Source organism: Streptomyces sp. BK239 (assembly GCF_004217285.1).
In the GTDB taxonomy this organism is placed as follows: Bacteria; Actinomycetota; Actinomycetes; order Streptomycetales; family Streptomycetaceae; genus Streptomyces.
Window position 1 is genome coordinate 1 of the sequence record NZ_SHKS01000009.1, and the last position, 13,916, is coordinate 13,916.

10 protein-coding genes and 1 pseudogene are annotated in these 13,916 nt (G+C 70.4%); 8 read left to right on the forward strand and 3 right to left on the reverse strand.

Going from position 1 to position 13,916, the window contains the following annotated elements; genetic code table 11:
- Positions 1–217 precede the first annotated feature (217 nt).
- A complete protein-coding gene (locus EV567_RS24065; protein ID WP_130443542.1) occupies positions 218–805 on the reverse strand; it encodes a hypothetical protein in 588 nt (195 codons plus the stop codon).
- Positions 806–1,108: 303 nt separating this feature from the next.
- On the opposite strand from EV567_RS24065, the gene EV567_RS24070 reads away from it, so the two are divergent.
- From EV567_RS24070 to EV567_RS24085, 4 genes are all read left to right on the forward strand, one after another.
- Positions 1,109–1,648, forward strand: coding sequence for a winged helix-turn-helix domain-containing protein (locus tag EV567_RS24070; RefSeq protein ID WP_130443544.1), 540 nt, complete (start codon positions 1,109–1,111; stop codon positions 1,646–1,648).
- Positions 1,645–2,172 carry a transposase gene (locus tag EV567_RS24075; RefSeq protein WP_242620982.1) on the forward strand — a complete coding sequence of 176 codons (528 nt, stop codon included), beginning with the start codon at positions 1,645–1,647 and terminating at the stop codon, positions 2,170–2,172. Before EV567_RS24070 ends, EV567_RS24075 begins: the two co-directional genes overlap by 4 nt.
- Positions 2,173–2,512: 340 nt before the next feature.
- Positions 2,513–2,776 (forward strand): CopG family transcriptional regulator, encoded by a 264-nt coding sequence (locus EV567_RS24080; protein WP_130443546.1) that lies wholly within the window; start codon positions 2,513–2,515, stop codon positions 2,774–2,776.
- Positions 2,773–3,186: a PIN domain-containing protein gene (locus EV567_RS24085; protein ID WP_130443548.1), complete on the forward strand. Its 414-nt coding sequence runs from the start codon at positions 2,773–2,775 to the stop codon at positions 3,184–3,186. The genes EV567_RS24080 and EV567_RS24085 overlap by 4 nt, the downstream gene beginning before the upstream one ends.
- Positions 3,187–3,264: 78 nt before the next feature.
- Here the strand turns inward: EV567_RS24085 and EV567_RS24090 are convergent, their stop codons facing one another.
- Positions 3,265–4,317: a beta family protein gene (locus EV567_RS24090; RefSeq protein ID WP_130443550.1), complete on the reverse strand. Its 1,053-nt coding sequence runs from the start codon at positions 4,315–4,317 to the stop codon at positions 3,265–3,267.
- A gap of 176 nt (positions 4,318–4,493) precedes the next feature.
- Here EV567_RS24090 and EV567_RS24095 point away from each other — a divergent pair, with 176 nt between their 5' ends.
- The 4 genes and pseudogenes from EV567_RS24095 to EV567_RS24110 all read left to right on the forward strand — a co-directional run bounded on the left by EV567_RS24095 (position 4,494) and on the right by EV567_RS24110 (position 10,559).
- Complete coding sequence (locus tag EV567_RS24095) at positions 4,494–5,477, forward strand: HNH endonuclease (protein ID WP_242620983.1); 984 nt, start codon at positions 4,494–4,496, stop codon at positions 5,475–5,477.
- 150 nt (positions 5,478–5,627) lie between these two features.
- Entirely contained in the window at positions 5,628–7,472 is a 1,845-nt protein-coding gene (locus EV567_RS24100) for a thiamine pyrophosphate-requiring protein (protein WP_207228844.1), read from the forward strand.
- A gap of 131 nt (positions 7,473–7,603) precedes the next feature.
- A pseudogene (locus EV567_RS24105) lies at positions 7,604–8,691 on the forward strand (enolase C-terminal domain-like protein).
- A 41-nt stretch (positions 8,692–8,732) separates the two neighbouring features.
- Positions 8,733–10,559, forward strand: coding sequence for a glycoside hydrolase family 15 protein (locus EV567_RS24110; protein ID WP_130443915.1), 1,827 nt, complete (start codon positions 8,733–8,735; stop codon positions 10,557–10,559).
- 57 nt (positions 10,560–10,616) lie between these two features.
- On the opposite strand, the gene EV567_RS24115 is transcribed toward EV567_RS24110, so the two are convergent.
- Positions 10,617–13,727 (reverse strand): FAD-binding and (Fe-S)-binding domain-containing protein, encoded by a 3,111-nt coding sequence (locus tag EV567_RS24115; RefSeq protein ID WP_130443554.1) that lies wholly within the window; start codon positions 13,725–13,727, stop codon positions 10,617–10,619.
- Positions 13,728–13,916: the final 189 nt, after the last annotated feature.

Below are 13,916 nucleotides of genomic sequence, written 5' to 3' on the forward strand. Positions count from 1 at the left end.
GGGCGAGGCTTCTTCTTCCCCATGCTCTCCATGATGGACATCCTCCCGGGGCTGAACCCCTGATCTCGGATGTCCGCCAAAACGGATCAAGCCCAATCTGAACTGTTCAGAGCCGAGGGCTTCTTCTGCCTCGCTGGTCGGCGAGGGCGGTGATCAGTAGACCGGCTTCTGAGCACACTCCTCACAGATCAAGCTTCCTACGCCCCATCCTCGATGGTCACCCAAGGTGCCTCCAGCTGGCGCGGCGGCTGTTCACCTGCTTAATAGCATCGCTTAGCTCGGCACGTAGAGGCGCTACCCGCTCCTTCCACAATTCCGTGCGCTCTTCCAACGAGGCTCCTAACATCCCACGTCTGATATGCGAAAGGATGCCGTAGCACACCCTATTTATTCGACTTGTAATGACAGAAACCTCGTCAGGCCCTACTTGGCGGATTGCGTGCATGTTGTCATGTATCTCGCGCGAAGCAGCTTGAAGTTCTTGGATGTCAAGTTCATCAGCTAACAGAGAGCGCCGATACAGCGACACAGAGTTATGAAAGTTCCTATATGCGGCACCGCGCAACTCAGTGATCCATCGGGCCCGTTCCAGTTGCAACTGGGCACGTGCAACCTCAGCGGCACTCTGGCGGGCCAGCTCGGCAGCCTCCAGGGCGCTTCGACGGTTCGCCTCTGCCGTCTCCAGGGCGGCTCGATACTGCATCTCCGCCTGATCCAACGCGGCACGCATCTGCCAACGGACGATCAGCACGCTCACAGGGATGCCGGCGAGAGCCAACAGGGCTGCAATGCCAGAGAGGTCCATAGCAAACCATGATGCCGCTGAGCCGCTCGTTGTCCTGGTCTTTGTCCAGTGCACCGACGGACGCCACCGTTCACAGCGGTACGCGCACCCCATCCGACCTGCCGCGCGGACCTCCACGAACGCGCCCGTACAGCCACGCGGACAGTCCGAAAGCGTGCGTCCGCCCCCGCGAGAAGGGGGCGCGCGGCCGACGCTGGCAGGTCACCTCGTGGCCATCGACGAAGCCCGACCGTCGGTTACTGAGGTTGAACTCGTGGAGTCGTAGGGGCTGACGGCTCGTCGCGTGTGCGGTATTACCGGGGCATGCGGTATCCACAAGGGGGCGGGCTGACTGCCGAACGGCAGCAGTTCCGCGAGGGGTTACGGCTCAAGGCGGCCGAGAGGTTCGCCCGGGGCGAGGCGAGCTCGGTGATCGCCAAGGACCTGCGAGTCAGCGTCCGCTCCGTGCAGCGATGGCGGCAGGCGTGGGAGAAGGATGGGCCGCGTGCTCTGCGGTCGCAGGGGCCGGCGTCGTTGCCGAGGCTGAGCGAGAAGCAGTTCGCGCAACTGGAGGCGGAGCTGGCCAAGGGGCCGACCGCGCACGGCTGGCAGGAACAGCGCTGGGCCCTGGGCCGGATCAAGACCGTGATCGGCCGGCGCTTCCACCTGACCTACACCGTCCAGGGTGTGCGCAAGCTGCTGGTGCGCAACGGCTGGTCATGCCAGGTCCTGGCCCGACGGGCCATGGAACGCGACGACGAGGCCGTGGCTGGCTGGGTGAAGGAGACCTGGCCCTGCGCGGAAGACTCGCGGCGGCCCGTGGAGCCTGGCTCGTCTTCGAAGACGAAGCCGGCTTCTCCATGACGCCGCCGCAAGCGAAGACCTGGTCACAGCGTGGCCGCACCCCGGTGGTGCGGGTCCGCGGCCGCTCCCGCAGACGCATCTCCATCGCAGCGCTGACCTGCTACAAACCCGGCCACCGCTCGAGGCTGATCTATCGGCCCCGCCGCGACGACGGCAACCGCAACGGACGCAAGAGCTTCTCCTGGCGCGACTACCGCGACCTGCTGATCGCCGCACACCGACAACTCGGCGGCCCGGTCGTCCTGGTTTGGGACAATCTCAACGTCCACAAGGCCGCCGACCTGCGGGAATGGGCGGCAGCCCAGGACTGGCAGACCATCTACTACCTGCCGCCCTACGCACCCGACCTCAACCCCGTCGAAGGCATCTGGTCCCTCCTGCGACGCGGCTGGCTCTCCAATGTCGCCTTCAGCACCCCCGAACACCTCGTCCAGACCATCCGAAGCGGTCTCCGCCACATCCAGTACCGCAGCCACCTCATAGACGGCTGCCTCACCGAGACGGGACTGACCATCAGCCCCTGATCACCGAAGACGACATCACGAGTTCAACCTCAGTAGGTGCCTAAAGACCCCGTCACCAGCGGAAGCGGTGGAGCCGGGGTCTTCGCGTATGTGCAGGTGGGGCAGCGGAGCGGCCGTACGCGGATCACCAAGTGGGTGGGCTGAGCACATCACCCTGGCCGGAGGCGCAAACGGCGAGGCCCCTGGGGAGCTCCAAGGGCCACGGAGGCTTTGGCGGGGGGAACTGTTCCTTGATCAACGCTCTGGTTTCAGGCCACCGCATCGCTTACTCCGCCAGCGCGTAAGAGGCAGAGTGCGTGAATCCCGCCACGCAGGGAGGATGAGCGGTAGGATGAGTGGCATGAGTGAGCCTACCGGCAAGTACTCGATCACCATGCCGCGCGACGTCGCCGAAGCCGCCAAGGCCCGCAGCGGACCCTCCGGCCTGTCCGCCTATGTGGCCGCGGCCGTGGCCCGACAGATCGAACGGGACAACCTCAACGAGCTGATCCAGGTGGCCGAGGCCGAGCACGGGCCCATCACGGACGAAGAGATCCAGTCCCTGCGGGACCAGCTCCACCAGGCACGCGAGAAGCAGACGCAGGGCGGAGCGAACGCAGCGTGAGCCGTTCCGTCGCCATCCCCGGCGGCACCCTGGTCCTCGACAGCGAAGGGCTGGCCAAGGCTGTCCTGCGTGACCGCACAGTGACCGGCTGGCTTGCCCTGGCACGCGCCGATGATCTGCGCGTGATCACTTCGGCGGCCACCCTTGTAGAAGTGGTTCATCCCCGGATCAACCGCCCGGCCCTGGAATGGACCCTTTCCCGCCTGGTGGTCGAACCGGTCACCGAGCCGATTGCCCGGCACGCAGCAGCCCTCCTCGCCAACGCAGGCCTGCACGGGCACAAGTACGCCGTCGACGCCATGCTCAGCGCCACCGCCCTCACCGCACCCGGCCCCGTCACAGTCCTCACCTCCGATCCCGAGGGCATCGCCGCTCTGTGCGGCGGGCGCGCCACGGTGATCAAGATCTGACAGCGTCCTTCGAGCTCCCGCACAGGGACCGGGGTCGCAGCCGTGACGCGTCGGGCAAGCTGCGCCCCGATCTGATCGCTACGGATGGCCCGTGGCGGTCAGGTGAGACGTCACGACGGCTAGATGATGCGACGTCGCCCAGGCCCGCCACTCCGTGCCTCCACCCGCCTTCTGGCGCCTTCTCTGGGCGCATTCCTGGAGGCGGGCGTCACCCCACGACGTTGCAGCTCCCGTGACGGGCCAATAGGGCGAGTTGACGAGGTCCTGGCTGAGAACGAAGAAGTCGTCATTGCCTCGCCGTAGCCGCGGATAAACGAAGACCTGCCATTCCGACGCTGTCGTGTAGCGCATGTTGGGGTCCGGTGTCCCACGACTCTTGGGCAGAATGCGCGGGTAGGTCACCCCGAAGTCGCCGAAGTCAGGCGGTCGCGGCCCTCGCCACTGCCTGACGACCTCCCTCCACAGATTCGCGTCTTCCCTCACGACAGGTGTGGCCATGCCTCGCGGGAAGCCTGCAAGGTTGACGGGGAACGCGCCGGCCGCAACACAAAGGTGCCGCCACGGCCAGCGGGACAGGCTGTTCAGGGCTTCGGCAATCCGTGTGGCCATGGCATCCCGTGTCCGACCCGAGTGCACCGGGCCGGCGTCAACCAGCAAGTCGACCTCTTGTGGCTCCAGCTGGAGCACTCGAAGCGCGTCGCGTACGTGCTCTCCGTCCGGGATCCGGTCGCTGCGGTCGACGGCCGTGGAGAAGCGCAGGCATGCGCCTTGTCGGTGCACTGCTGCTGCCTTGGCCACTTCGGCCAGCAAAGCTGGGTGATCAGCGATCCTGAAGACCGGGCACATGGCAATGCCGCGAAGGCTCAGCGATTCGCTGACTCGCGCCACGGGGCCTCCCGTGTCTCCTTCGAGTACACGGACGAAGGGCAATGCGCCACAGTCCACCGTCAAGACCATGCCGTTGGGAACGTGCTCCATGGCGTGCTCACAAAAGGTTTCCAGTAGGTCCCGGAGCTCGAAATCAGGAACGATCTCCATGACCGGGCGGATCTGAGCCTGGACTGCCGGCGAGGCATGTCCCAGCGCCAGAAACTCCCCCGCCTTGCCTTTCAGGATCGGAACGTAGGCCATCGGCCACCCCCAAGCGCTCCCCACCCAGCGGGCCGTCGAATCGGTCTTTCTCGACAGTGACCTGGCCGGTCCGATGCAGGTAGAGCGCGGTTCGAGCCATGAGGCTCAAAGTTGAAGGGTGCACGAGGGGCACGCGTCGAGCACACACGCCAACAGCGTTCCCATATCCTTCCGTTGTGGACCGGCTGGAGATCACATCAGAGCAAGTCAGCTATAGAGTCTGGTCGTTACTGATCGCAGATGATGCGGTGCGTCAGTTCCAGGGCAACGCCGGGTACGAGGACGTCGCGGAGGAGTCGTACAGCTATGACTCAACCGTGGGTAACTACCGGCGAGTTGCCGTGGGTGACCTGGTGATCGTGAGGAATCGTGACGAGGCTCTCGGGATCGGGCGCATAGAGCAGTTGGACGTGCTGCCGGGGCAGGAGAAGGTACGCAATCGGTGCCCCTACTGCGGGAGCACCGGCTTCAAGGAACGCACCACTGCATCGGTGCGATACCGGTGCAGCCCTTGTCGGAACGCCTTCGACGAGCCGCGGGTGGAGATGATCCAGGTGACCACCTACCGGGCGCACTACGGCGGCACGTGGCAGCCACTCGAAGGCTGTCTGGACAAGGACGCCCTCGCCGAGATCACCCTCAGCAAGTCGGACCAGCAGTCGATCAAGGCGATGGACCGGCCCGGCACGCTCGCGGCGGTGGCAGCTCGTGGCGTCCGGTTGCCCGAGAGGGACCTCGCGGCCCGTTCCGCGCGCCGACGCTCCCTCGCGCTGGCCGGAGGGCGACGGAGAGCAGTTGCGGCCGTGCGGCGGGGGCAGGATGCGTTTCGCCGGGCCCTGATCCGTGAGTACGGGTTGGTGTGCGCCGTGTCCGGGCCCGCCCCGGCGGAAGTGCTGGAAGCGGCCCATCTTCGGCCGTTCGCCACCACCGAGCGGCACTGTGTCGACGAAGGGCTGCTGCTGCGGGCCGATGTGCACCGCCTCTTCGACTCCGGGCTGCTGGCCATCGCGCCGGACCTTGTGGTCGCCGTCGCCCCCGCTTTGCTGGGGTACGCGGAGTACAGAGCCTTGGCGGGCTCGCCTCTGCACCTACCGGCGAGTGCACCGCTGAATCGTTCCGTCGTGGAGGAGCTCTACTTCGCCACCACGCAGACGTGGTAACTGCCGGGCTTCCCCGGCCTGACTCACTCCAGCCCCACGCCGGCCGCTGCTCTCCCGCTCGCGCCCCCGTCCCCCGACGTTTCCCCCCGCCCCCCACGGTTACCCAGAAAGCCTCGCGCGGGGGTGGTCGAGGTCGGAGTGGAGTGACTTATGGGAAGCGTGAAGGTGTCCGACTACATCCTGCAGCGGTTGCGCGAGTGGGATGTGGAGCATGTGTTCGCCTACGCGGGCGACGGCATCAACGGGCTGCTCGCCGCCTGGGGGCGGGCCGACAACCAGCCGCGGTTCGTGCAGGCCCGGCACGAGGAGATGGCCGCCTTCCAGGCGGTGGGGTACGCCAAGTTCTCCGGGAAGGTCGGGGTGTGCGCCGCCACCTCCGGGCCCGGGGCCATTCATCTGCTCAACGGGCTGTACGACGCCAAGCTCGACCACGTTCCCGTCGTCGCGCTGGTCGGGCAGACCAACCGCAGCGCGATGGGCGGCTCCTACCAGCAGGAAGTGGACCTGCAGAGCCTCTACAAGGACGTCGCCTCCGACTTCTGCGAGACGGCGACGGTGCCGGAGCAGCTGCCCAACCTGATCGACCGCGCCTTCCGCACCGCGTACGCCAAGCGCACCGTCACCGCGATCATCCTCCCCGCCGATGTGCAGGAGCTGGACTACAGCCCGCCCACCCACGCCTTCAAGATGGTGCCGTCCAGCCTGGGCCTGGGGCGTTACGCGCCGGTGCCGGCGGACGAGGACGTCCAGCGGGCCGCCGAGGTGCTGAACGCCGGCGAGAAGGTCGCCGTGCTGGTCGGGCAGGGCGCGCGCGGCGCCCGCGCCGAGGTCGAGCAGCTCGCGGACGTGCTCGGCGCCGGTGTGGCCAAGGCCCTGCTGGGCAAGGACGTCCTCCCCGACGACCTGCCCTACGTCACCGGGTCCATCGGACTGCTGGGCACGCGCCCCTCGTACGAGCTGATGCAGGACTGCGACACGCTGCTGATGATCGGCTCCAGCTTCCCGTACACGCAGTTCATGCCGGAGCTGGACCAGGCGCGCGCCGTGCAGATCGACATCGACCCGCACATGATCGGCCTGCGCTACCCGTTCGAGGTGAATCTGGTGGGCGACTCCCGCGAGACGCTGCGCCGGCTGCTGCCCCTGCTGCGCCGCAAGGAGAACCGGGCCTGGCGGGAGAAGGTCGAGAAGAACGTCTCCCGCTGGTGGGAGGTCATGCAGCGGCGGGCGGCCGTGGACGCCGACCCGGTCAACCCCGAGTACGTGGTCCACGCCCTCGACGGCAAGCTGCCCGACGACGCCATCATCGCCGCCGACTCGGGCTCTTCCGCCAACTGGTACGCCCGGCATCTGCGGCTGCGCGGCCGGATGCGCGGTTCCCTCTCCGGCACGCTGGCGACGATGGGGCCCGGTGTGCCGTACGCGATCGGCGCGAAGTTCGCGCATCCGGACCGGCCTGCCATCGCCCTCGTCGGCGACGGCGCCATGCAGATGAACGGCATGATGGAGATGATCACGGCCGCCAAGTACTGGCGTGAGTGGTCCGATCCGCGGCTGGTCGTCGCCGTGCTGAACAACCAGGACCTCAACCAGGTCACCTGGGAGATGCGGGCCATGTCGGGCGCGCCGCAGTTCGAGGAGTCCCAGCACATCCCCGACCTTCCCTACGCCGAGATCGCCCAGCGCATGGGCCTGGACGGCGTACGTGTGGAGAAGCCCGAGGACGTCGAGGCGGCCTGGGACCGCGCCCTTTCGGCGGACCGGCCCTTCGTCATCGACTTCCGCACCGATCCGGCCGTGCCGCCGATCCCGCCGCACGCCTCCCTGGACCAGATCGAGGCCGCCGCCTCGGCGATCCTCCAGGGGGACAGCGACCGCACGGGCATGGTCCGGCAGGGCCTCAAGGCCAAGGTGCAGGAGATGCTCCCCGGCAGCCGGCACCGTGGCGACCGGCCCGGCGCCGGCCGGCACGACAGCACCGAAGAGAACACGTGAGCGTGCCCGGCCCGGAGACCGGCACAGAGCCCCACACAGAGCCTCGCCCAGAGACTCACCCGCCGGCCCGTGCGTCGACGCCCCACACAGAGCCCCACCCGCCGGCCCGGACGCTCCGCGACGGGCCGGCCGTGGAGCGTCTCGCCGTCTCCGTCTACCGCGTTCCGACCGATCTGCCGGGCGGTGACGCCACCCTGACCTGGGATTCCATCACCCTCGTCCTGGTCGAGGTCGCCGCGGCGGGCGAGCGGGGCATCGGCTGGACGTACGGGTCTGCGGCCGTCGCCCAGGTGGTGGAGGGCGAGCTGGCCGGCCTGGTCCTCGGACACGACGCCTACGACGTCCCCGCGGCCAACGACCGGATGAGCCGGGCCCTGCGCAACGCGGGCAGGCCCGGCATCGGGGCCGGCGCCCTCTCGGCGGTCGACATCGCCCTGTGGGACCTCAAGGCCCGCCTCCTCGGGCTGCCCCTGGTGCGACTGCTGGGCGCAGCGCGCGACGAGGTCGCGGTGTACGGCAGCGGCGGCCTCACCCCGTACGACGACGCCCAGCTGCAACGGCAGCTGCGCGGCTGGACGGAGCAGGGCGTCGGCCGGGTGAAGATCAAGGTCGGTGAGTCATGGGGCCGGTGTGAGGACCGCGACCTGCACCGCACCCGGCTGGCCCGCCGGACCGTGGGCGACGCGGCCGAGCTGTACGTGGACGCCAACGGCGGCTACACCCGCAAGCAAGCGGTGCGCATGGCCGCCGCCATGGCCGATCTCGGCGTGACCTGGCTGGAGGAGCCGGTCTCCTCGGACGACCTGGCGGGGCTGCGTGAGGTGCGCGACGCCGTCACCGCCGACGTCGCCGCGGGCGAGTACGGCTACGACCTGCCGTACTTCGCCCGGATGGCGACCGCGGGGGCCGTCGACTGTCTCCAGGCGGATGTCACCCGGTGCGGCGGTGTCACGGTGTGGCTGCGCGCCGCTGCCGTCGCCGAGGGACTCGGGCTGCACGTCTCGGGCCACTGCGCCCCGCATCTGCACGCGCACGTCGCCGCGGCCGTGCCCAACACCCGGCACCTGGAATGGTTCCACGACCATGTGCGGATCGAGAACCTGCTGTTCGACGGCACGCTCGACCCGCGGGGCGGAAGCGTCAGTCCCGGCGCCCGCGGGGAGCCGGACTCGGACTCGCCCTGAACGAAGTGAACGCCGCGCCCTACCGCACGGCGTGACCGACGACTTTTCCTGAACACCCTTCCCGAGCATGACAGCGATGACGGACGCCATGAACGACCCCGCCTCGAACGGCCCCACCCCGAGCGACGCCTCCCCCGCCGACCGTCCCGCCGCCGGCCCCTTCGTCCTGCGCGACTACGCCCTCATCGCCGACGGCGAGCGTGGCGCGCTCATCGATCCGCGGGGGCAGATCGCCTGGCTCTGCGCGCCCGCCTGGCACAGCGGCGCCGTGTTCTCCGGACTGCTCGGCGGACCAGGCCGGTACCAGGTGTGCCCGGCCGACCCGTGGAACGTGTGGGGCGGCTACTACGAGGACGGCACCCTCATCCGCGTCAGCCGATGGGTCACGGCCGACGGCATCGTCTCCTGCCGCGAGGCCCTCGCCACGCCCGCCGGCACCGGGCGCGCGGTGCTCCTCCGCCAGGTCCGGGCCGAACGCGGCGAGGCCGTCGTCGACGTCGACCTCGATGTGCGCGCCGACTTCGGGCGGCACGCCATGACGGACCTCCGCGCCGAGCCGGACGGCGTCTGGCGGGCGCGCACCGGGCCGCTGCATGTGCGGTTCACCGGCGCCGAGCGTGCCCGTCCCGGTGCGGACGGCGGTCTGCGCACCCGGATCCGGCTGCCCGAGGGCGGCGCCCACGACCTCGTCCTGGAGATCGCCGACGAGCCGCAGGACGGCCCTCTCGACCCGCGCCGGCTCTGGGACGACACCGAGCGCTGGTGGAGGTCCGCCGTGCCCGACTGCGCGGACACGGCAGCGCCCCGTGACACGCGGATGGCGTACGCCGTCCTCAACGGGCTGACCAGCTCCGCCGGCGGGATGGTCGCGGCGGCCACCACCTCGCTGCCCGAGCGCGCCGACACCGGCCGTGACTACGACTACCGCTACGCCTGGGTGCGCGACCAGTGTTACGCCGGCGTCGCGGTCGCCGCGCACGGCCCGCATCCCCTGCTGGAGCGGGCCGTGCGCTTCGTGGCCGACCGTCTGCTGGAGGACGGCGCGCAACTGCGTCCCGCGTACACGGTGTACGGCGAACCGCTGCCGCCTGAGCGCTCGTTGCCGCTCGTCGGGTATCCCGGCGGCCACGACCGGACCGGCAACCACGCGGGCGGGCAGTTCCAGCTCGACGTGTTCGGGGAGACCCTCCAGCTGTTCGCCGCGGCCGCCCGGCACGACCTCCTGGACGGCCGGGCGGCCAAGGCGGCTGTCGTGGCCGCCGACGCCGTCGCCGAGCGCTGGGCCGAGCCCGACGCGGGGCTGTGGGAGCTGGACAGCCGCTGGTGGACGCACTCGCGGCTGTGCTGTGTGGTGGGCCTGCGCGAGCTGGTGGACGCGACGCGCGGCTCCAGGTCGCCGGAGTGGTCGCGGCTGTCCGCCGGGTGGTCCCGGCTGGCGGACCGGCTCCTGGACGCCACCCGGGCGCGCTGTCTGCATCCCGACGGCCACTGGCAGCGCGCCGAGGACGACCCCGGCCCGGAGGGGGCCCTGCTGCTGCCGCTGGCCCGGGGGGCCGTGCCGCCGGACGACGACAGTCTGGCGCTCACCCGTGAGCAGGTGGCGCGACAGCTCTCGGACGACGGGTACGTCTACCGCTTCCGGCACGAGGACGGACCGTTGGGCGACGCCGAAGGGGCGTTCCTGCTGTGCGGGTTCACCATGGCGCTGGCCGCGCACGCGCAGGGGCGGGACCTGGAGGCGGTGCGCTGGTTCGAGCGCACCCGCGCGGCCTGCGGGTCTCCGGGGCTGTTCGCGGAGGAGTACGACGTGGCGCAGCGGCAGTTGCGCGGCAACCTGCCGCAGGGGTTCGTCCACGCGTTGCTGCTGGAGTGCTCGGCCCGGTTCGGCGCCACGGGCGACTGACGTCCGTGACGCCGCCCCGCCCGGCGGCGTCACCCGCGCACGGGTGGGAGAACCCGCCTAACGGGGCGGGAACCGCCGCTTCCCGCCCCGGCCACGCGCCACCGCCACTGCCACCGCGCCCAGCGCCGCGCCGCCCGCGAAGGCGGCGAGGGCCAGGGGACGCAGGGCGCGCGGGCCGGGGGCGGTGGGCCGCTCGGGCCGGGCGTCCTGGCCGCGCAGGGCCGCCGCGAGCACCTCCGCGAGATGCAGCGGGGCACGGCCTGTGCCCGCCTGTTCGACCTGCGTACGGCAGCTGAAGCCGTCCGCGAGGACGAGCGTGGAGTCGTCCGCCTCCCGTACGGCGGGCAGCAGCCCCGCCTCGGCGCAGGCCATGGACACCTCGTAGTGGCCCTTCTCGAAGCCGAAGTTCCCGGCGAGTCCGCAGCAGCCGGCGTCCAGGACGTCGGCGTCGACGCCGGCGCGTTCGAGGATCTCGCGTTCGGCGTCGAAGCCCATGACGGCGTACTGGTGGCAGTGCCGTTGGACGACGGCGCGGGCGTCGGCCTTCGGCGGCTGCCAGTCGTCGGCGCGTTCGACGAGGAGTTCGGCCAGGGTGCGGGTCTGCTCCCGCAGCCGGTCCACGTCGGGGTCCTTGGGGAGGAGCTCGGCGGCGTCGGAGCGGAAGACGGCCGTGCAGCTCGGTTCGAGGCCCACGACGGGGGTGCCGCGGCGCAGGTCCTCACGCAGGACGTCGAGGGTGTGGCCGAGGACCCGGCGGGCGACGCCGAGTTGGCCGGTGGAGATCCAGGTCAGCCCGCAGCAGACGGCCGCGTCGGGGACCTTGACGCGGAAGCCCGCGGCTTCGAGGACCTCGACGGCGGCCCGGCCGACGGCGGGGTGGAAGTGGTCGGTGAAGGTGTCGGGCCATACGACGACCTCGCCGCGGTGTCCGTCACCGCGAGGTCCGCCGCGCTCGCGCCACCAGTCGGTGAACCGTTGCTCGGCGAAGAGCGGCAGGTCGCGCTCGGGCGCGATGCCGCCGAGGGTCTTGGCCAGCCGGGCGAGCGACGGCACCGAGGTCAGCGCGTTGACGGTGCGGGGTGCGAGGGCGGCCGCGCGGGCCATGGCGGGCAGCCAGCCCATCGAGTAGTGCGCGAGGGGGCGCAGCCGGCCCGCGTAATGATGGTGCAGGAACTCGGCCTTGTAGGTGGCCATGTCGACGTTGACGGGGCAGTCGGTCTTGCAGCCCTTGCAGGCCAGGCACAGGTCGAGTGCGTCGCGCACCTCGGGGGAGCGCCAGTCGGGCGCGAGCGGGGAGTCGTCGCCGTGGACGTCGCCGCGGACCATCTCGAACAGCAGCCGGGCGCGGCCACGGGTGGAGTGCTCCTCCTCGCGGGTGGCGCGGTAGCTGGGGCACATCACGCCGCCCTGCGAGGAGCGGCACTTGCCGACGCCGACGCAGCGGGCGGCGGCACGGCTGAACTTGCCGCCGTCGTCGGGGAAGGAGAAGACGGTGTCGGGCTCCCACGGCAGGTAGTCGGCGCCCAGGCGCAGGTTGTCGTCGAGGCGGTAGGGCAGGACGATCTTGCCGGGGTTCATCCGGTTGCCCGGGTCGAAGAGGCCCTTCAGCCGTTCGAACGCCTCGATCAGTTCGGGCCCGAACATCTTCACGAGCAGCTCGCCCCGCGACTGGCCGTCCCCGTGCTCGCCGGACAGCGAGCCGCCGTAGGAGACGACGAGGTCGGCGGCCTTCTCCACGAAGACCCGCATCCGGGCGACGCCGTCCTGCGACTCCAGGTCGAAGGGGATGCGGGTGTGGACGCAGCCGTGGCCGAAGTGCCCGTACACCGACGGGTGGCCGTAGTCGAACTCCTCGTGGAGCCGCTTGAGGTCGCGCAGGTAGTCGCCGAGGCGGGGCACGGGGACGGCGGAGTCCTCCCATCCCTCCCAGGTGTCGGGTTTGCCGGGAACGTGCGCGGTGGCGCCGAGGCCGGACTCGCGGACCGCCCACAGTTCGCTGACGTGCCGCTGGTCCTCGTACCAGGTGTGGTCGACGTCGTCGGGCTTGGCGTCGATGAGGGCCCTCGCGCGGGTCTCGACCTCCTCGCGGGTGTCGCCGGCGAGCTGCACCATGAGGTAGGCGCGGCCGTCGGGCAGGGCTTCCAGCGCTTCGGGGTTGAGACGCTTCTCGCGCTCGAAGCGGATCAGCTGGTGGTCGACGCCCTCCAGCGCCATGGGCTCGTGTTCCAGGACGGCCGGCACATGGTCGGCGGCCTCGCAGACGTCCCGGTAGCCGAGCACCACCAGGGCGCTGTGCCGGGGGACGGGGACGAGTTCGAGTTCCGCCCGCAGCACGGTGACCAGGGTGGATTCCGAGCCGGTGAGGAGCCCGGCGACGTCGAAGCCCTGTTCGGGCAGGAGCGAGTCGAGGTTGTAGCCGGAGACGCGGCGGGGGATGTCGGGGTAGCGCTCCCGGACGAGGTGGGCGTACCGGTCGCGCAGCGCTGTCAGGCCGCGGTAGATCTCGCCCTCCCGGCCCGGCGCGGCGGTCAGCGCCTGAAGCTCGGCGTCGCCGGTGCGGCCCACCCACATGCGGACGCCGTCGTAGGTGAGGATCTCCAGGCGGTGCAGGTTGTCGACGACCTTGCCGTACGCCTGGGCCGTCGATCCGCACGAGTTGTTGCCGATCATGCCGCCGAGGGTGCAGTTCGGGTGGGTGGAGGGGCGGGGCCCGTACTGCAGGCCGTGCTCGGCGAGCAGGCGGTTGAGGTCGTCCAGGACGATGCCCGGTTCCACGACGCAGCGGCGGTTCTCCGGGTCCACGGAGACCAGCCGGTTGCAGTACTTGCTCCAGTCCAGGACCACCGCGGTGTTGCAGCACTCCCCCGCCAGGCTGGTGCCGCCGCCCCGGGACAGCAGCGGCGCTCCGTGCTCCCGGCACACCGCGACCGCGGCCTCGGCGGCCTCCACGGTCCGGGGGAGGACGACGCCGATGGGCACCTGCCGGTAGTTGGAACCGTCCGTCGCGTACGCCGCGCGTGTGCCGGAGTCGAAACGGACCTCGCCGTCGACGCGGGCGCGCAGGTCCCTTTCGAGGGTGGCGACGTCGACGTCGGCGGCGTTCCCGGCGGGCGTGTGGCCGTCGGCGTCGCGGCGGACGACGGGCAGGGGCAGATCGACCGGGTCCATGGACAACCTTCCGCGTGGGAGCCGTTGTTGCGCCGTCGTCGGCGACATTCGGCGTCCGCGGCCTGTGTCGGTCGTCGGGGCGGGTGTCGGGTGCCTGCTGTCGGGTGCCTGCTGTCGGGTGCCGGCGGGTGGTGCGCCCCGACCGTGTATCCCTGCGGACGCGTCCGCAAACGGGAGGCGGCACGACCG

Bases quoted from the DNA above. Each gene is read 5' to 3' on its own strand.
- EV567_RS24075 (WP_242620982.1), top strand. From the start codon at position 1,645: ATGACGCCGCCGCAAGCGAAGACCTGGTCACAGCGTGGCCGCACCCCG.
- EV567_RS24090 (WP_130443550.1), bottom strand. From the start codon at position 4,317: ATGGCCTACGTTCCGATCCTGAAAGGCAAGGCGGGGGAGTTTCTGGCG.
- EV567_RS24100 (WP_207228844.1), top strand. From the start codon at position 5,628: ATGGGAAGCGTGAAGGTGTCCGACTACATCCTGCAGCGGTTGCGCGAG.
- EV567_RS24110 (WP_130443915.1), top strand. From the start codon at position 8,733: ATGACGGACGCCATGAACGACCCCGCCTCGAACGGCCCCACCCCGAGC.
- EV567_RS24065 (WP_130443542.1), bottom strand. From the start codon at position 805: ATGGACCTCTCTGGCATTGCAGCCCTGTTGGCTCTCGCCGGCATCCCT.
- EV567_RS24080 (WP_130443546.1), top strand. From the start codon at position 2,513: ATGAGTGAGCCTACCGGCAAGTACTCGATCACCATGCCGCGCGACGTC.
- EV567_RS24070 (WP_130443544.1), top strand. From the start codon at position 1,109: ATGCGGTATCCACAAGGGGGCGGGCTGACTGCCGAACGGCAGCAGTTC.
- EV567_RS24115 (WP_130443554.1), bottom strand. From the start codon at position 13,727: ATGGACCCGGTCGATCTGCCCCTGCCCGTCGTCCGCCGCGACGCCGAC.